The organism is Rhodobacter capsulatus, from assembly GCF_052363175.1.
Taxonomy (GTDB): Bacteria; Pseudomonadota; Alphaproteobacteria; order Rhodobacterales; family Rhodobacteraceae; genus Rhodobacter; species Rhodobacter capsulatus_D.
Genome location: NZ_CP198946.1, coordinates 921,247 through 937,262, shown reverse-complemented (window position 1 = coordinate 937,262; position 16,016 = coordinate 921,247). Strand labels below are relative to the sequence as shown.

Sequence of the window (16,016 nt, the reverse complement as noted above, 5' to 3'; positions counted from 1 at the left end):
CAAACGGAAACCGGGCGCAGCACCAAGGGCCCTGCGCGGCCGTCGAAGGCGCCGCGATGATCGGGAATGCACCGGGCCTCTTCGCCCCGGCTTGGCCAGAACTAGCCCGGAAGATTGAAGAAGGACTAACGACAGCGCGCGCTGCCCGGCCCCGGACAACGCGCGCGAAGGTCGTTTCAGCGGGGGCTTCAGCCCTTGACGAGCCCGCCCGCCAGCGCGGTTTCCATCAGCGCGATGGTTTCCTTCACGCCGTAAAGCGCGATGAAGCCGCCAAAGCGCGGCCCTTGCGATTGGCCCAGCAGCACCTCGTAAAGCGCGGTGAACCAGTCACGCAGCGGCTCGAACGCATGCGCGGTGCCGACGGCAAAGACGATCGTTTGCAGCCCCTCGGACGGGTCTTCGAACTGCTCGTGCAGATCGGCCGCGGGCAGATCCTTGAGCCGCGCGAGCAGGTCTTCCATCGCCGCGCGTTCCTTGTCGCTCGGCAGCCGGAAGGTCCGGGTCGGCGCGACGAAATCATGGAAATAGCGCACCGCAAAGCCCGCCCCCGCATCCAGATCGGGGTGGGTTTCGGGCGTGGCTTCCGGCGCATAGCGCTTGATGAAGCCCCACAGCCCGGCCTTGTCGCTGGCCCCCGCGACCGAAGCAAGGTTCAACAGCATTGCAAACGGCACGACCAGGTTCGACTCGGGCGGTTGGCCGCCGTGAATGTGCCAGACCGGGTTGTCGATCTGTTTCGCCACATCCTGCGTCGGATAGGCGCGCAGCTGCTGGTGATATTCGTCGACCGCCTTCGGGATCACGTCCCACCACAGCCGCTTCGCGGTCTTCGGCTTCTGGTACATGAAATACGAAAGGCTTTCCGTCGCCGCATAGCTCAGCCATTCGTCGATCGTCAGGCCGTTGCCCTTCGATTTCGAAATCTTCTGCCCCTGATCATCAAGGAAGAGCTCATAGGTGAAATGCTCGGGCTTCTTGCCGCCCAGCACCTCGCAGATGCCATCATAGATCGGCGTGTTGGTCGAGTGGTCCTTGCCATACATCTCGAAATCGACATCAAGCGCCGCCCAGCGCATGCCGAAATCGGGCTTCCACTGCAGCTTCACATGACCGCCCGTCACCGGCAGCGTCCATTCCTTGCCGGTCTCGTCGTCGAAGGTGATCAGCCCGTTCTTGGCATCCACATTCTTCATCGGCACGTAAAGCACGCGGCCGGTTTCCGGATGGATCGGCAGGAAGCAGGAATAGGTCTGCTGACGCTCTTCGCGCAAAGATTTCAGCATGATCGCCATGATCGCATCATAGCGCTCGGCGCAGAGCCGCAGCATGTCGTCGAACTTGCCGGCCTTGTAATAGTCAGTGGCGCTGGCGAATTCATACTCGAACCCGAAGGTATCAAGGAACCGGCGCAGCATGGCGTTGTTATGATTGCCGAAGCTGTCGAACTCGCCAAACGGGTCGGGCACCGCGGTCAGCGGCTTTTGGATGTTCGCGTAAAGCAGCTCCTGCTGCGGCACGTTTTCCGGCACCTTCCGCATCCCGTCCATGTCATCCGAGAAGCACAGAAGCCGCGTCGGAATGTCCGAGATGATTTCAAACGCGCGGCGGATCATCGTCGTGCGCGCCACCTCGCCGAAGGTGCCGATATGCGGCAGACCCGAGGGGCCATAGCCGGTTTCAAACAGCACATGGCCCTTCTTCGGGGGGGATTTTTCGTACCGTTTGAGCACCCGGCGCGCTTCCTCGAAAGGCCAAGCTTTGGAGTTCATCGCAGCGTCGCGCAGGGTGGTCATGTCAAATCCTCATCCGGGCGCCCCATGCGCCTCGCGCCTGACCTATTGAACGGGGCGGAAAACGTCAATAATTCTTGAGGCAGACCCAGAAAGGACAGACCCGTGACCGACACCCTTCCCTCGCTTTCGCCGCAGGATGCGCTCGTTGCCGTGATGGTCGCCGTCTCGGCTTCCGATGCCACGATCCGCACCGCCGAGCTTGTCGCCATCGAGCGGATGGTGAACCACATGCCGATCTTCGCCACCTATGACATCGACCGCATCCGGGTGGTGGCGCAGACCGTCTATTCGCTTTTCGAGGAAGAGGAAGGCCTTGCTGCCCTCTTCGGCCTCGTGCGCGGGGCTCTGCCCGAAAAGCTGTTCGAGACCGCCTATGCGCTGGCCTGCGATGTCGCGGCGGCCGATGGCGTGCTGCATCAGCCCGAATTGCGCATGCTCGAGGAAATCCGCGACGAGCTCTCGATCGACCGTCTGCATGCGGTGGCAATCGAATGGGGGGCCAAGGTCCGTCACGTCAAACTCTGAGGTTCGGGAAAGCCCGTTGACACGGACCCCGCCCGCCCTACTCTTCGGCAAGCCTTTGCCCTGCGGCACAGCGCCGCGGCCCGGAGGGGCAGCAGGCCCGGCGGCCAAAAGCCCGCCAACATGGGCCCGCCCCTCCGCCCCGGCCGAAACACGGCGGAACGGAACGGGATGGAACCGAAAGACACGACGACGAACACTGCCTTCAAGGGCTTCACCAATACGAACTGTCCGTTCCTGCCCTGCCATCCGGGGGTGAAGCGGGCGTTCAACTGCCTGTTTTGCTACTGCCCGCTCATCGCCTATGAATGCCCCGGGCCGTATCAGACCTACACTGACCGCAACGGCCTGACGCGCAAGGATTGTTCCGCCTGCACCCTGCCGCATGACGGCTACGAGCAGTCGTGGAACTTCATCCAGAAATGGCTCGAATACCCGCAGCCGTGGTCCGGCAAGCCGCAAACCGACCCGCCCACCTTGCGCCCGCGCCCGCCGGGGGTGCCCGATCAGCCGTAAAGCGTCGCCCAGCGCGTGATCAGCTGGCTTTGCAGCACTTTCGAGCGCCCGACCCAACCGCGCGAACCTTGGGCCTGCTCGGCGTCGCGCGATTGCGCCCGCCGCGCCAGATCGCCGGTGAAGATCGCAAAGGTCAGCTCGGTGCCGTCGGGCGCGGTGATGTAGCCCGTCAGCGTCGAGACGAAATTCAGCGTCCCGGTCTTGGCATCGACGCGGATCTCCTGCCCCTTCACCTTGCCGCCCGCCTCGTCGCGCAGGTTGAACGGCTTCATCAGCCCGCGCAGCCCGACCTTCGGCCCGAGCAGCGTCACCGCCTTGACCATCTCGACCGGGGCGATCCGGTCATCGCCGCCAAGGCCGGAGTGATCGACAAACCGCGCCCGGGTGCCGCCCAACCGTCCACTCAGCCAATCGCTCATCGCCGCACCCGAAGCGCCGCGCGCCGCATTCGCCCCCCGCACCGTCGTGGCCGTCATCCCCACCGCCTCGGCCACGATGTTGGTCGAGTATTTCAGCATCGAGCGCAGGATCACCGGCAGCGGATCCGAAGCGGTGCTGGCCAGAACTTGCGCCCCGCCGGGCAGCATCTTCACCGGCTCTGGCGTCGGCAGCTCGATCCCGCGCGCCCGCGCCAGCGACTGGAACACATCGCCCGCATAAGCGTCGGGCAGACGCACCGGCAGCCAGCGGGCGCCCGCTTTGCCCAAGGCACTTGCCGCCACCGTCCAATGCTCCTTCCCACCCGACTGACGATAGTCGAAGAGCGGCGCCTGCCGTGCCACCGCCGCCACATCGGCCGTATAGACCTTGGGCACATAGCGTTCCGACCGCGCATCCATGGCCAGCGCATAGCCGCCCTTTGCGCGCTTCCATTCGAAATGCACGCGGTTGTAATTCAGGATCAGACCGGAAATCGACGGGTTATAGCCCACATGCACCGGCTGATCGGCGGCGATTGCCTCGGCATAGGGCAGCGCGCCGCCCCAGACCAGAAACCGCCCCGTGACACCCGTCACGCCCTTGCGCGTCAGATCGGCCACCAGATCGGCCAGCCCGTCGGTGCTCAGCGTCGGATCCGCGCCGCCCGCCAGGATCAGATCGCCCTGCACGCGCCCGCCCGAGACCGGCCCCGTCGCCAGCACCCGGGTCTGAAAGCGGAACTGCGGCCCCAGCGTCTCCAGCGCATAAAGCGTGGTGATCGTCTTCGCGGTCGAGGCGGGCGCCATCGGCTTGCCGCCATCGCGCGCTTCCAGCACCAGCCCGGTGCGCGCATCGGCGACCACATAGCCGACATCGCCGCCCAACCGCGCCGCCGCGATCAGTTCTTCGCCCGACATCATCCGCAGCGCCGCGCCCTCGGCCCGCAGCACCGCGGGCGCGGCCAGAATGGCCCCCGTCCCCAGCATCCCGCCCAAAAGTCCGCGCCGCGTCACGTCCATTCCCGTCTCCCTTCCGCTGCCCCGCGCCAGCCGCCCTGCGCCCGGATCGAGGACGAGGACAGGTCCGACATCGGCATCTGCACGAAACACCAGGCGGGCAAGTCCGCGCAAGCGAGATGCCGCGCCGCCTCTGCACGGATGCGTGCGCGCGCAAACATCTGCGCCGCCCGCGCCTGCCGCGTCACCATCCGGTGCCCCGGCCGCGCCAGCACGCCCACGGGCACCAGCGACAGGATCGTGCGCCAGTCTTCCCAACGATGAAACTGCGCCAGATTGTCGGCGCCCATCAGCCAGACAAACCGCACCCCAGGATAAAGCGCGCAGAGCCGCGCCAGCGTCTCGGCCGTATACCGCGTGCCCAATTCCGCCTCGAGACCGGTCACCTTGACCTTCGGATCGCGCATCACGCGGCGCGCCTGCGCGATGCGCTGCGCCATCGGCGCCGGTCCCCGCGCCTTCAGCGGATTGCCCGGGCTGACCAGCCACCAGACCTGATCCAGACCGAAGCGGCGCATGGCCTCGCGGGTGATATGGGCGTGCCCGGCATGGGCCGGGTCGAAAGACCCGCCCAGAAGGCCGATGCTCTGGCCGCGCGTGGCAATCGGAAAGCCCTGTCTCATGCCCTTGCCCTACCCGATCACTCCGGGCTGCGCCACCGGCTTGTGACACGGGGATGACGCTCAGGCCTGCGATCGCGACCCGAAGCGCAAGGGCGCAATCGTCCAGCGCCCGCGCCCCGTGCGTTTCGACTGGTAAAGCGCCGCATCGGCTTCGGCCATCAGTTCCTCGGCCAGGATCGGGCGACATTCGAGCGCGATCGAGACCCCGATCGAGGCCGAGATCCGGCAGTCCACCCCATCAAGGGTGACCGGCTCCTCGATCCGGGCGATCAGCCGCTCGGCCATCGCCTCGATCATGCCGCGCTCCACAGGGCCGCGCAGCAGGACAATGAACTCGTCGCCGCCCAGCCGCGCGACCAGATCCCCGCGCCGCACCTCGTCGCGCAGCACATGCGCCGTCCGCACCAGAACCGTATCGCCCGCAGCATGGCCCAGCGTGTCGTTGACCTGCTTGAAATAATCGAGATCGAGATGCAGCAACGCAAAATTCCGTCGTCCCCACGCCGCCGATTTGATCGCATGACCCAGCGCCGCATCGAAGGCACGCCGGTTCGCCAGCCCGGTCAGGGGATCAAGCTGCGCCTCGGTCTCGGCCTCGGCCTTGGCCAGCTGCAACCGCCCGGTCAACGCCGTCAGCTCGCCCAGCACGGCGGCCTTCGCCTCGGCCAGAAACAGGAATTCCATCGCCAGATCAGAGGCCGCGAAATCCGCCTCGGTCAGACCGAAATAACGCACGGCTTCGGACAGCTGGATGCCGAAGGACAGGTTCACCAGCACATCTGTCTGTTCCCCCAGACCGATCGGCACCGCAAGGCCGCGCAGGCTGAACATCGGATAGCGCACCAGTGTCACCCCGAGCCGTCGGCCCGCAAAGGCCGCCTCGCGATTCTGCTCGACCCCGCGGGCGCTGCGCAGGGTGAAATGGCGGTCAAAGTCGCTGCCCACGGCGCCCGGCCCGACGATCCGCGCCAATGTCGGTCCCATACCCCGGATGCCCCCGCGCGCATCCAGCCACAGGAACATCGGCATCAGTCGGCCCAGCATCTCCATGCCAAGCGCCAGCACCGGCTCCGCAGGGGGGATCGGCGGTTCCAGAGGATCAATCCGGCTCACCGCACCTCTCCCAGTTCCGGGGGAGCCAGATCGAATTGGCGCGCAACATGATAGGTGGTGAAATGCAGTTCGACCTGCACCCGCTCCACCCCGTCGCGCGGCTCAAGCAAATCGATCAGCACCAGCGCGCCGTAATCATCCGCCATCGCGCGCATCAGCCCCGCCATAACCGCGCCCCAGCCCGGCAAACGGCCGTGCACCAGCAAGGTGAAGCGCCCCTGCGACTCGGACTGAAGGGTCAGTTCGGGCAGTTCCAGATCGGGCAGCGCCATCTGGGCGCGCCCCTGCAATTCGTCGAGAGAATAGAGAAATTCGAGATAGTCCGGGCCCCCGAACCGCAGCAGCCGCCGCAGCGACTCGGTCTGTGCGACCTCTGCCCCGATGTCTTCAAGCAGAGACTCCCGGGTCTTGCCGGTCAGTCCCTCGGCCACGGACAGCAGCGTATCGGTCGTATCATCCGGATAGGTCAGCATCGCCTCGAACCCTTCCGGACCAAGGCGCATGCGGTCAGCGACTTCCCGCCAGACCATGTTTCCATGGTGTTTGCACAGGAAAGCCTGGATGGATTTATTGACGATGCCGAGCATGGAACCTCCACGCGCGGACGATATCTCAACAGCTCTTAACAAAGCCCCAATCTGGAAAGGTTTTAAGGCAGGATGCCGATCTGCCAGCGGCCGATCTTCAGCGTCTGCAGGGTCACGGGGGCAGTGACGGGCGGCCCCGCGCGCAGCGCCGCAATCATCTCCGAGATCGCCACCGGCCCATCCGCGCTGATCAAGAGCCGCTCGCCCTTGATCCAGCCCCCGGCTTCGGATTTCCGGAATACCATCACACCGTCGGCGCCATAATAGTCGTTGGCGTTCAGAAAGACCGCTTCCGGGCCGGGGCTTTCTGGCCGCAGATCGGCCAGAACCAGCGCACAGCTGTCGGGCTGGCCACCCTGATTGCCGCCGCAGCGGGCAATCCCCCGCGGCTGCATCTGCGCGCCCAGAGCCTCCGCCAGCCCATCGGGCCAGACCGATCCCTCGGGCACGAGCGTCACGACAGAGCGCAGCATCGCCAGCATCTCGGGTCCGCCATTGGCCACATCATCGACCTGCCAGGCGCTAGTCGCCGCCGCCACCCGGTCCAGCCGCGCCGCCAGCGCCGCATCGCTTTGTGCCAGTGCGCGCAGCCTGATCAGACCGCGTTGCCCCGCCGCCCCCCAGTCATGCCCCATCTCCCAAAGCGGCAGCTGCGCCACCGTCGCCTTGCCCGCCTCGAACCGCGCGATCTGCGAACGCACCGCAATCGCCTCGGGCGAGACGAGCGGGGTCAGCCAGAGACCGGACAGCGCCAGAATCGCCATCGCCATCGCCACATTCGCCTGCCGCAGCTTTTCGCGCCAGCGCCGCCCCATGCTCAGCGCCCCAAGATAACCGAGCCCATATCCTGCCGTGATCCCCGCCAGCGCCGCAGCCGCCACCCGTTCCGGGGTCCAGCCATATTGCCCGACACGCAGCGCGAGCGCCCAGATCGCCAGCCCCGCCAGCACCGGCACCAACGCCATAAGCCCCCGCGCCGAGGCCGTCAGGATCAGCCCCTGCGCCGCTTCGACGTCATCCTCGTCCGCCACGATCGAGATCAGCGCCACCGAGGCGATCGCCGTGGCCAGCAGCGCCGAGGCTGCGGACAATTCGCCGAACAGTGCCCCCAGCCCGCGCAGCGGCAGCGCCGCGACGAAGACCACGACAACGCCCAGCACGACCGGCGTCAGCAGCCGCAAGAGCCGCAACAGAAGATAAGGAGAGACAGTGTCCGAAAGCTCGGTCACCACCGAGAAGCCCAGCCCCAGCGTCGCCCCGACGATCAGCCACATCCCCAGATCGTCGCTCAGCAGCTCGTGCAGAACCGTCACGCCCACCAGCTGCAGCAGCGCGCCGAGCAGCCACAACACCAGAACCGCCGTGCCGACAAAAAGCCAGGCCGAAACATAGCGCACGACAATGTTCCAGCTTTCGGTGAACAGCACCCGGTAATCCGTCAGCCCGGCGCGGCCGCCCAGCCCGAAGGCCACCGCAAAGGGCACCGGCATCACCGCCAGCACTGCCATCGCCAGCACCAGATGGTCGGTGGCAAGCATGTCCCGGCCCGTCGCGAAATCGAGCCCCTTCAGCGCGACCAGCACCGCCGTCGTCACCGCGATCACCGCGGCATAGCCAACCGCACGCCGGATCCCCAGATCAGGCGCCATCGCCAGCGCACCGAAAAAGAAGCTGCCCGCCAGCACCAGCATCGGCAAGGCCGCCCGCCACGTGTCGAGCATCGTGAACTGGTCGAACAGCCCCCAGAAGGCAAACCCGCCCAGAAACCCGATCAGGATCAATTGCAACCGACTGCTCATCGTGCCCTCCGTTTTCGCCAGCTTAGCCACCGGCACCCGGATTGGCGAGAGCCGCTCAGCCGCCCGCCAGCCAGGCTGCCAGCCCGTCGATCGTCGGCAAGACCACATCCGCGGCCGGGGCGAGGGTCTCGGCCACGGCCGGTCCGGTCAGCACCGCCACCGCCCGCATCCCCGCCGCCCGCGCCGCCGCCATGTCGTGCAGACTGTCGCCCACCATCGCAACCTGCGCCGGAGACACCCCCACCGCCTGAGCAAAGGCGAGAAGCTGACCCGGCGCGGGTTTGCCGCCAAAACCACTGTCATATCCGGCGATGAAGTCGAAAAATCCATCGACCCCTTCGCGCTCCAGCTGCGCCCGGGCCGAGGATTCACTGTCATTCGTCGCCACGCCCAGACGCAATCCCGCCGCTTTCAGCCCCCCCAGACAGCGGGTCAGATCGACCGCCGCCACCTGAGGAGCGCGGCATGCCGCCGCATCGAGATCACGCACCAGCGCCTCGACCGGACGCCCCGGCAGATGCGGCGCCATCAACTCCGCCACTTCGGCCACGGTGCCCGCAATGACCGGCGAATGACGCTCGAACCTCCCGGCGGCAAGATCATAGCCGATCACGCGGGCCAGTTGCCCCGCCACCTCCGCATCGCCCCCGGCCAGATCGAAGGTCACCCCCCGCGCCCAGGCCCCCCAGGTCGCGTCAAAGTCAAAAAGAGTGCCGTCCTTGTCAAAGACGATCGCCGCTATATCAGACACTTGATCCCCTCACGTCCAGTTTCGGCCGGCCTGGCCATCCAGCACCGCCGCCGCCATCGGCAACTGCTCGGGGCGAATGCCCAAAGCTTCGGCGCAACTGCGCACCCAGTCATCTTCGCGCAGCACATGCGCCAGCACGGCGCGCTGCATCGCGGGCTGCGCCGCCTCGGCACGCACCTGATCCGCATCGGCCCCGCTCGCGCCCAGAAACGCCAGCCAGACCGCCTCTTCCCCCGCCATCCAGCCAAGCGCGCGGATCGCGAGAATTTGTGCGAAATCCCGCTCCAATCTGTTTCACTCCCGAAATTGAAAGAGTTTGTTAACCTTTGGGTAGCCATGATAGGGTCTACGGGCGGCAGGTTAAAGGAGCGGGACAGTTCATGGCAGGGAAAATCCTGATCGTGGACGATGTGGCCACGAATCGGATCGTACTGAAGGTAAAGCTCTCGGGCGCGCGGTACGAAACGGTTCAGGCTGGCACGGGGCAGGAAGCTCTGCGTCTTGTGACGCTGGAGCAGCCTGATCTTGTCCTGCTCGATGTGCAGCTTCCGGACATCAGCGGCATCGAAGTCTGCCGTCGTCTCAAATCCAATCCTTTGACGCAGAACCTGCCGGTGATCATGGTCACCGCCTTCCCCTCGCCCGAAACCCGGCTCGAGGCGCTGCGGGCCGGGGCCGATGATTTCATCGTCAAACCCTTCGAGGAGCTGACCCTACTTGCCCGGTTGCGCTCGCTGATGCGGATGCGTGAAACCGACGAGGAATTGCGGCTGCGCGAAAGCACCTGCCACGAGCTTGGCTTCACCGAGCCGCCGATGCCGCCGGTCGGGCCGCCAGCGGTGATCTGCCTGGTGGCGCCCGATCGCGAAACCTGCGTCGGTTGGAAGAATGCGATGGCGCGTTTCCTGCCGCAGGACACGCTTCAGGTGCTCGACTATAACGAGGCGCTCAGCGCCGCGGTGGAGATGCCGCAACCCGATGCCTATGTGATCTCGGCCGATCTCGCCCGTCCGGGCGAGGGGCTGCGCCTGATGTCGGAGCTGCGCTCGCGCCCCGGCTCCCGCCATGCGGTGATCTGTATTGCCGTGCGCGAAGGCGCGCGCGAAACTTCGGCCGTGTCGCTCGATCTTGGCGCTTCCGACCTGACGCCGGTGAAGCTCGCCGATCCCGCCTTCGCGGAGGAAGCCGCCCTGCGTCTGCGCACCCATATCTCGCGCAAGCGCCGCCATGACCGGCAACGCGCCCGGGTCGCCGATGGGCTGCGCCTCGCGCTCGTCGATCCGCTGACCGGGCTTTACAACCGTCGCTACGCGATGCCCCATGTCACGCGGCTGGCGGAACGCTCGCGTCACAGCGGGCGCAGTTTCGCGGTGATGGTGCTCGACATCGACCGGTTCAAATCGGTGAATGACACCTATGGCCATGCCGCGGGCGACCGCGTACTGATCGAAGTGGCGCGTCGGCTGACGATGAACCTGCGGCAGGTCGATCTGGTCGCCCGTGTCGGTGGCGAAGAATTCCTGATCGCCATGCCCGAAACCACGATCGAAGCCGCCCGTGCCACGGCAGAGCGGCTGTGCCGGGCGATGGAAGAAACCCCCTTCGACCTTGGCGAAGGGCATCTTTTGCGTATCACCGTCTCGATCGGTCTCGCGCTTGGCGGCGGCCACGGCGGCACCGGATCCGTGGATCAAGTGATCCATCAGGCCGATCAGGCGCTGATGGCCTCCAAGGCTGACGGGCGCAATCAGGTCAGGATCTACAAGCTGCCCGCGGCCTGACCCCAGCCCCCCGCGCAAAGGCAAAACCCCGGCACGAAGACCGGGGTTTTCTTTGTTCAATCATCATGATCATGCGGTCCATCCGGGCCGCCACGCCGCTCTTCAAGATGTTTCGAGAACCGCTCGACCCCGCGCCGCAGCCGCTCGATGAAACGCTCGCGCTCTTGCGGGGTCATCGCCTGCAGCCGTTCCAGCATCAGATTTTCGCCGATATCCATGCGCTTGAGCGTCCGCGCCCGCATGTCGGCCAGCACGGCCTTGACGCCTTCCGCATTGAAGGGCTCGGCCTTCAGCGCCGCCTCGAGCCGCGAGAAATCCGATTGAACCGCCGCCTGCATCGCCGCGAAATTCGCCCCTCGCCCTTCGGCCGCCTGCCGCATCGCCCGGCGATCCTCGCGGTTGAAAGCGCCGCCCAAGGGCCCGAAGGTCATCATCTCCGCGCCCCGATCGATCGCCGGAGGCGGCGGCTGCATCCGATGCGCGATCACCCCGCCGACGACAGTTCCAAGCACCAGAAAGTTCATCGTGACCGAGGCGATGAAAGCGAATTTCATCCAGCCACGCATCCCGGTTCGGGGGGCAGGCTCCACCGGCGGTGTCGTCGTCTCCATGCTCATCCTGCACACTCCCCTTGGATCATTCCGTCACGGCCAGCGCCAGCACATCGGCATCAGGCAGATAGCTGTCGGCCTCGGCGGTCACGGCACTGCCAAGACCGACCGCCTGCACCAGTGTCGGTGCCCCGGCCAACCCGATCCAAAGCCCCGCAACCGTCGCCGTCGCCATGCCGCCCGCCATGCCACCCAGCGCCGCCCAGCCACCAACGGCCGCCACGAGCCGCGCCACCAGCCCCTGCCGCTTCGGCGCCTGCCGCAGCACGGGCGGCGCGGCGAACCGCGCCTGCTCGGCCAGACCTTGCGCCGCAAGCCGGGTCAGAAACGCCTCGGACGGCTCCGGAGCCGCAACCCGCGCCGCGCGGAAGAACCGTTCCAGATCCAGATCGTCTTCCCGACCGTCAGTCATGGCCATACCCCAATTCCGCCCGACGCGGCGCAAGCAGCTGCGCCAGTGTCCGTTTTCCCCGCGCCGTCAGGCTTTCGACCGCCTCGACGCCAATCTCCATCGCCGCCGCGATCTCGGGGTTCGTCAGCCCCTCGAGATGGCGCAACACCACCGCCTGCCGCTGCCGCGCCGGAAGCTGCGCCAAGGCCAGCTCCAGCGCCTGCGCGCGGTCGGTCTCGATCATCCCCTCCAGCGCCGAGGCCGCGCCATCGGGCAGCTCCGGCGCCTCATCCAGGCCAACACCGCGCCGCCGTCGCAGCCGGTCCGTCGCCAGATTGGTCACCACCCGGTAAAGCCAGGTCGAGACCTTGGCCTCGCCCGTGCGCCAGTCGGGGGCGATCTTCCACAGCCGCAACAGCGCTTCCTGCGCCAGATCCTCGGCCTCGGCCCGATCCCCCAGCATCCGCACCGCCAGCCGATAGGCCAGCGGGCCGAGCCGCTCCACCAGCGCACGCGCCGCCGTCCCGTCGCCGTTGCCATAAAGCACCAGCAGGGTCTCGTCGGACAATGCACGGGTCTCGTCGAATGCCATCTCCATCGGCCCCAAGGACTAACGCCAATCCCTCGTCACGGCAACCGCGGCCCCCCGGGATCGGAGGGCCGCCGCTTTGTCGGCTCAGTTCTGCGCCGGGGCAAACCAGCCCTGCCCATCATGGCCGCGCGGCCCGTGATCCTTCGGACCACGATCACCGTGGCGGTCATGCATCCGCTCCATCATCTTCGCGCGCATCGCCTCGCGGGCCTGCGCCAGTTCCTCATCCGTCACCGCACCATCGTCATTCGCGTCGATCCGGTCAAAGAGCCGCGCCGGGCCGGGCGGCACCATCATCTCGGCCGCCGACAGCTTGCCGTCGCCATTGGCATCCTGCGCCGCGATCCGGTCCTTGACACGTTCCTCGATGCGCGATTTTTCCATCGCCAGATCGGCCGCGATCATCTCGTCGGCGCTCAGCAGCCCGTCGCCATCGGCGTCGATCCCCTTGACCCGCTCGGCCCGACCGGCCTGCACTTCGGCCATCGTCACCTTGCCGTCGCCGTCCTTGTCGAAAGCCTTCAGATCGAATTGCGGCCAAGGCTGCCCCATCGGTCCCATGCCATCCGGCCCCATCATCGCGGGCCCACCGGCGGCCGGCGGTGCGGGCGGGGCTTCCTGCGCGCTTACCGGCAGCGCCACGCTCAACGCAACGCCCGACACCAGCGCCGCCATCATCGTCGTTTTCAGGATCGATTTCATCTTCGTCACTCCTTGTCGCGGCCCTGTTCCCGCCGCAGATGATCACCAAACGGGACAGCGCGGAAATTCCGTCGCGTCTCGCAAAGGCGTGATGATGATGTCATCAGACCAGCCCCCTTTTCCCGGCATCGGGGCTGCGGTTAGACTGCGCGAAACCCAGACGCGAGGCCCGATGACCGCCGCCGATCCCCAGCCCGACAAATCCGCCCTGCGCGACGCCGCCACCGTGATCGTGCTGCGCCGCGACCTGCCTGCAGGCCCGTCGGTGCTGATGGGCATGCGCGGCGCCGGGGCGGCCTTCATGCCTTCGAAATACGTCTTTCCGGGCGGGGCACTCGATGCGGCCGACGCCGCCGTGCCACTTGCCCGCCCCCTGCCCGAGCGCGAGGCCGCACGGCTTGCGCTTGATGCGCCCGAGGGGATCGCTCCGGCCCTTGCCGTCGCCGCGATCCGGGAATTGTGGGAAGAAACCGGCCTGATCCTCGGCACCGAAGCCGCGTGGGCGGGGCCAGTGCCCGACGATTGGCAGGGCTTCGCCGCCACCGGGCATCGGCCCTCGGCCGCGGGGTTGCAGTTCGTGTTTCGGGCGATCACCCCGCCCGGCCGTCCGCGCCGCTTCGATGCGCGGTTCTTTCTGGTCGATGTCGGCGAAATCGCCTCGGACCCGGATGATTTTTCGCGCGCCTGCGATGAACTCAGCCACCTGCACTGGGTGCCGCTGACCGAAGCCCGGGCGCTGGCCCTGCCCTTCATCACCGAAGTCGTACTGACCGAGGTGCAGGCGCTGCTCGCCTACCCCCGGTCAGAAACCGCCTCGATCCCGTTCTTCGACAACCGCGGGCCGCGCGCCACCTTTGCCCGGCTCGGCTGATCTCAGCCGCCGATCCGCTTCAGATCGTAGCCATTGAAATCAAGCACTTCGCGCGCCGCCGCGATCAGATCGCCGCGTGCCTTGCCCGGCCGCACCAGCACCACCGCCCAATCGCCCGAGGGCGTGCCCAGCGCCGCAACCCGGTAATCCTGATCGACCCACAGCACCCAGATCGGCTCGCGGCCATAGCCCTGGTCGGGCGCGAACCGCCCGCCCGGGCCGGTCAGCGCCGCCTGCCCCTTCAGCACCGCAGGCACCGTCCCAGAGCAATCGACCCCCGACAGCGCATAGCGCCCGCGCCCGTCCCAGCGCCAGCCTTGCGTCGCCCCGCCACAGCGCGGCGTCGCGCTCATCGCCACCTGCCACTCGCCGCCGAACCGTGCCGGATCGAACAGCACCGCCGAGGTGATCATCGCCTTCGGATCGCGGATCGACCCCGCGGGCTCGGGCGCCTTCTGCCCGCAGGCGGCCAGCGCCAGAAGCCCGGCCAGAAACCCGGCACGTATCACTCGACGCATTGGTTCACCTCTATTCCGCCCTCGGTCAGCACGGCGTTGCAGCCCAAAAGCGGCTTGGCCGGGGCACATGTCATGGAACGCGCCAGACATTCCCCGTCACACTCCGAGCGGCTGTGACAGGATTTGCCCGCATCCTTCGTGCGCGTGATGCAATATTCCATCTTGCCAAGCCGCGCCCATTGCCCGCCCTTGCCCTCGCAGGCGGCACGAGCTTCGGCCACGGCTTCCGGCCCGCCGCCCTGCAGCTTGCCGCTCTCGCCGCCCGGCTTGCAGGCGACAAGGGCGAGCATGAGCAGAACCGCCAGGGCCTCAGAACGGCATCGGATGGCCATGATGCACCCTCTCGATCGCGCTCAGCAGCGTCTTGTCGAGCCCCAGCCCCGCCGCATCGAGCGACTTTTCCAGCTGCGCAACCGAGGTCGCGCCGATGATCGGCACCACCGGGAAGGGCCGCTGCAGGATCCAGGCCACCGCCATCGTGACAGGATCAAGCCCCGCCTCGCGCGCCAGCCCCACATAAAGATCTGCGATCTCGAAAGCCCGCGGATTGGACCGCCCGCCCAATTCGCGATTGATCGACCGGCGCGAGCCCTCGGGCACGGCCCCGCCCGAATATTTCCCGCTCAGCATCCCGGTCGCGAGCGGCGAATAGGCCAGCAGCGTGATCCCCTCGTGGACACCGACCTCGGCCAGATCGGTGTCGTAAAGCCGGCACATCAGCGAATATTCGTTCTGCAGGCTCGCCACGCGCGGCCCATGCCCCGCCTCGGCCAGCCGCAGCGCCGTCATTACGCCCCAGGCGCTGTCATTCGACAGGCCGAAATGCCCGATCTTGCCCTCGCCGCGCAGCACGGCGAGCGTCTCCAGACAGGCGCAGAAATCTTCCTCGATCTCGGCCTTGCCCGGCTGCTTCGTCGCGTCGAACTTCCAGTTCTGCCGGAAATGGTAATCGCCGCGGTTCGGCCAGTGGAATTGATAAAGATCGATGTGATCGGTCTTGAGCCGCCGCAGCGAACCCTCAACCGCGGTGTGGATCGTCGCGGGGGTGATCGGCCCGCCGTCACGCACGGCCTTCATCGCGTTGCCTGCAATCTTCGAGGCCAGCACGACATCCTTGCGCCGCCCGGTCTTCGCCAGCCATGTCCCGATGATCTCCTCGGTCCGGCCGACGGTTTCGGCGCTGATCGGGTTGACCGGATAAACCTCTGCGGTGTCGATGAAATTCACCCCGCGATCGAGCGCCAGATCGATCTGCGCATGGCCCTCGGCTTCCGTGTTCTGCGTGCCCCAGGTCATCGACCCCAGACACAGCTCGCTCACCATCACGCCGGTGCGACCCAGTTCCACTTTCCGCATATTGCCCCCTTGAGTTGGCGCTAACCCTGCCACAGCGAGGGGGAATTTGGAATC

At 66.7% G+C, this 16,016-nt stretch carries 19 protein-coding genes; 4 read left to right on the top strand and 15 right to left on the bottom strand.

From position 1 onward, the window contains the following. Window positions 1–188: 188 nt before the first annotated feature. Window positions 189–1,793, bottom strand: a complete 1,605-nt coding sequence (locus ACTTAI_RS05395) for a lysine--tRNA ligase (RefSeq protein ID WP_444454784.1) — start codon at window positions 1,791–1,793, stop codon at window positions 189–191. A 102-nt stretch (window positions 1,794–1,895) separates the two neighbouring features. Between ACTTAI_RS05395 and ACTTAI_RS05390 the strand changes: the two genes are divergently transcribed. After that, window positions 1,896–2,318 carry a tellurite resistance TerB family protein gene (locus ACTTAI_RS05390; protein ID WP_444454783.1) on the top strand — a complete coding sequence of 141 codons (423 nt, stop codon included), beginning with the start codon at window positions 1,896–1,898 and terminating at the stop codon, window positions 2,316–2,318. A 168-nt stretch (window positions 2,319–2,486) separates the two neighbouring features. After that, complete coding sequence (locus ACTTAI_RS05385; protein WP_444454782.1) at window positions 2,487–2,831, top strand: cysteine-rich small domain-containing protein; 345 nt, start codon at window positions 2,487–2,489, stop codon at window positions 2,829–2,831. Here ACTTAI_RS05385 and dacB read toward each other — a convergent pair. The 7 genes from dacB to ACTTAI_RS05350 all read right to left on the bottom strand — a co-directional run bounded on the left by dacB (window position 2,822) and on the right by ACTTAI_RS05350 (window position 9,428). After that, window positions 2,822–4,270: a D-alanyl-D-alanine carboxypeptidase/D-alanyl-D-alanine endopeptidase gene (gene dacB, locus ACTTAI_RS05380; protein WP_444454781.1), complete on the bottom strand. Its 1,449-nt coding sequence runs from the start codon at window positions 4,268–4,270 to the stop codon at window positions 2,822–2,824. The two genes, ACTTAI_RS05385 and dacB, sit on opposite strands and share 10 nt — an antisense overlap. After that, on the bottom strand, window positions 4,261–4,890 hold the full coding sequence (locus tag ACTTAI_RS05375; RefSeq protein ID WP_444454780.1) for a nicotinate-nucleotide adenylyltransferase: 630 nt from the start codon (window positions 4,888–4,890) through the stop codon (window positions 4,261–4,263). Before ACTTAI_RS05375 ends, dacB begins: the two co-directional genes overlap by 10 nt. Before the next feature lie 60 nt (window positions 4,891–4,950). Further along, the gene (locus tag ACTTAI_RS05370; protein WP_444454779.1) at window positions 4,951–6,003 is read right to left on the bottom strand and encodes a diguanylate cyclase domain-containing protein; all 1,053 of its coding nucleotides are present in this window, start codon (window positions 6,001–6,003) and stop codon (window positions 4,951–4,953) included. Further along, window positions 6,000–6,590 carry a heme NO-binding domain-containing protein gene (locus ACTTAI_RS05365; RefSeq protein ID WP_444454778.1) on the bottom strand — a complete coding sequence of 197 codons (591 nt, stop codon included), beginning with the start codon at window positions 6,588–6,590 and terminating at the stop codon, window positions 6,000–6,002. The genes ACTTAI_RS05370 and ACTTAI_RS05365 overlap by 4 nt, the downstream gene beginning before the upstream one ends. A 62-nt stretch (window positions 6,591–6,652) precedes the next feature. Then, entirely contained in the window at window positions 6,653–8,389 is a 1,737-nt protein-coding gene (locus tag ACTTAI_RS05360; protein ID WP_444454777.1) for a DUF4153 domain-containing protein, read from the bottom strand. Window positions 8,390–8,444: 55 nt separating this feature from the next. Then, entirely contained in the window at window positions 8,445–9,140 is a 696-nt protein-coding gene (locus ACTTAI_RS05355) for an HAD family hydrolase (RefSeq protein ID WP_444454776.1), read from the bottom strand. Window positions 9,141–9,149: 9 nt separating this feature from the next. Further along, the gene (locus ACTTAI_RS05350; protein WP_444454775.1) at window positions 9,150–9,428 is read right to left on the bottom strand and encodes a DUF3572 domain-containing protein; all 279 of its coding nucleotides are present in this window, start codon (window positions 9,426–9,428) and stop codon (window positions 9,150–9,152) included. A gap of 92 nt (window positions 9,429–9,520) precedes the next feature. Here ACTTAI_RS05350 and ACTTAI_RS05345 point away from each other — a divergent pair, with 92 nt between their 5' ends. After that, window positions 9,521–10,921 (top strand): diguanylate cyclase, encoded by a 1,401-nt coding sequence (locus ACTTAI_RS05345; protein ID WP_444454774.1) that lies wholly within the window; start codon window positions 9,521–9,523, stop codon window positions 10,919–10,921. A 56-nt stretch (window positions 10,922–10,977) separates the two neighbouring features. Here the strand turns inward: ACTTAI_RS05345 and ACTTAI_RS05340 are convergent, their stop codons facing one another. From ACTTAI_RS05340 to ACTTAI_RS05325, 4 genes are all read right to left on the bottom strand, one after another. After that, window positions 10,978–11,538 (bottom strand): periplasmic heavy metal sensor, encoded by a 561-nt coding sequence (locus tag ACTTAI_RS05340; protein ID WP_444454773.1) that lies wholly within the window; start codon window positions 11,536–11,538, stop codon window positions 10,978–10,980. A gap of 19 nt (window positions 11,539–11,557) precedes the next feature. Then, window positions 11,558–11,944 (bottom strand): hypothetical protein, encoded by a 387-nt coding sequence (locus tag ACTTAI_RS05335; protein WP_444454772.1) that lies wholly within the window; start codon window positions 11,942–11,944, stop codon window positions 11,558–11,560. Then, the gene (locus ACTTAI_RS05330; protein WP_444454771.1) at window positions 11,937–12,521 is read right to left on the bottom strand and encodes an RNA polymerase sigma factor; all 585 of its coding nucleotides are present in this window, start codon (window positions 12,519–12,521) and stop codon (window positions 11,937–11,939) included. The genes ACTTAI_RS05335 and ACTTAI_RS05330 overlap by 8 nt, the downstream gene beginning before the upstream one ends. Before the next feature lie 78 nt (window positions 12,522–12,599). After that, window positions 12,600–13,217: an EF-hand domain-containing protein gene (locus tag ACTTAI_RS05325; RefSeq protein WP_444454770.1), complete on the bottom strand. Its 618-nt coding sequence runs from the start codon at window positions 13,215–13,217 to the stop codon at window positions 12,600–12,602. A 172-nt stretch (window positions 13,218–13,389) separates the two neighbouring features. Here ACTTAI_RS05325 and ACTTAI_RS05320 point away from each other — a divergent pair, with 172 nt between their 5' ends. Beyond that, entirely contained in the window at window positions 13,390–14,088 is a 699-nt protein-coding gene (locus tag ACTTAI_RS05320; RefSeq protein ID WP_444454769.1) for an NUDIX hydrolase, read from the top strand. Between the two features lie 2 nt (window positions 14,089–14,090). Here the strand turns inward: ACTTAI_RS05320 and ACTTAI_RS05315 are convergent, their stop codons facing one another. The 3 genes from ACTTAI_RS05315 to ACTTAI_RS05305 are packed head-to-tail and all read right to left on the bottom strand — an operon-like array spanning window position 14,091 to window position 15,962. Next, on the bottom strand, window positions 14,091–14,606 hold the full coding sequence (locus ACTTAI_RS05315) for a lipocalin family protein (RefSeq protein WP_444454768.1): 516 nt from the start codon (window positions 14,604–14,606) through the stop codon (window positions 14,091–14,093). Then, complete coding sequence (locus ACTTAI_RS05310; RefSeq protein ID WP_444454767.1) at window positions 14,594–14,938, bottom strand: hypothetical protein; 345 nt, start codon at window positions 14,936–14,938, stop codon at window positions 14,594–14,596. Before ACTTAI_RS05310 ends, ACTTAI_RS05315 begins: the two co-directional genes overlap by 13 nt. Continuing rightward, on the bottom strand, window positions 14,916–15,962 hold the full coding sequence (locus ACTTAI_RS05305; protein ID WP_444454766.1) for an aldo/keto reductase: 1,047 nt from the start codon (window positions 15,960–15,962) through the stop codon (window positions 14,916–14,918). The genes ACTTAI_RS05310 and ACTTAI_RS05305 overlap by 23 nt, the downstream gene beginning before the upstream one ends. Window positions 15,963–16,016 lie beyond the last annotated feature (54 nt).

What these genes read in the sequence shown, in the direction of transcription:
- ACTTAI_RS05375 (WP_444454780.1), bottom strand. Translation starts at nt 4,890, where the DNA reads ATGAGACAGGGCTTTCCGATTGCCACGCGCGGCCAGAGCATCGGCCTT.
- ACTTAI_RS05360 (WP_444454777.1), bottom strand. Translation starts at nt 8,389, where the DNA reads ATGAGCAGTCGGTTGCAATTGATCCTGATCGGGTTTCTGGGCGGGTTT.
- ACTTAI_RS05315 (WP_444454768.1), bottom strand. Translation starts at nt 14,606, where the DNA reads ATGCGTCGAGTGATACGTGCCGGGTTTCTGGCCGGGCTTCTGGCGCTG.
- ACTTAI_RS05385 (WP_444454782.1), top strand. Translation starts at nt 2,487, where the DNA reads ATGGAACCGAAAGACACGACGACGAACACTGCCTTCAAGGGCTTCACC.
- ACTTAI_RS05305 (WP_444454766.1), bottom strand. Translation starts at nt 15,962, where the DNA reads ATGCGGAAAGTGGAACTGGGTCGCACCGGCGTGATGGTGAGCGAGCTG.
- ACTTAI_RS05365 (WP_444454778.1), bottom strand. Translation starts at nt 6,590, where the DNA reads ATGCTCGGCATCGTCAATAAATCCATCCAGGCTTTCCTGTGCAAACAC.
- ACTTAI_RS05325 (WP_444454770.1), bottom strand. Translation starts at nt 13,217, where the DNA reads ATGAAATCGATCCTGAAAACGACGATGATGGCGGCGCTGGTGTCGGGC.
- ACTTAI_RS05395 (WP_444454784.1), bottom strand. Translation starts at nt 1,793, where the DNA reads ATGACCACCCTGCGCGACGCTGCGATGAACTCCAAAGCTTGGCCTTTC.
- ACTTAI_RS05335 (WP_444454772.1), bottom strand. Translation starts at nt 11,944, where the DNA reads ATGACTGACGGTCGGGAAGACGATCTGGATCTGGAACGGTTCTTCCGC.
- ACTTAI_RS05330 (WP_444454771.1), bottom strand. Translation starts at nt 12,521, where the DNA reads ATGGAGATGGCATTCGACGAGACCCGTGCATTGTCCGACGAGACCCTG.
- ACTTAI_RS05320 (WP_444454769.1), top strand. Translation starts at nt 13,390, where the DNA reads ATGACCGCCGCCGATCCCCAGCCCGACAAATCCGCCCTGCGCGACGCC.
- ACTTAI_RS05340 (WP_444454773.1), bottom strand. Translation starts at nt 11,538, where the DNA reads ATGAGCATGGAGACGACGACACCGCCGGTGGAGCCTGCCCCCCGAACC.
- ACTTAI_RS05310 (WP_444454767.1), bottom strand. Translation starts at nt 14,938, where the DNA reads ATGGCCATCCGATGCCGTTCTGAGGCCCTGGCGGTTCTGCTCATGCTC.
- dacB (WP_444454781.1), bottom strand. Translation starts at nt 4,270, where the DNA reads ATGGACGTGACGCGGCGCGGACTTTTGGGCGGGATGCTGGGGACGGGG.
- ACTTAI_RS05345 (WP_444454774.1), top strand. Translation starts at nt 9,521, where the DNA reads ATGGCAGGGAAAATCCTGATCGTGGACGATGTGGCCACGAATCGGATC.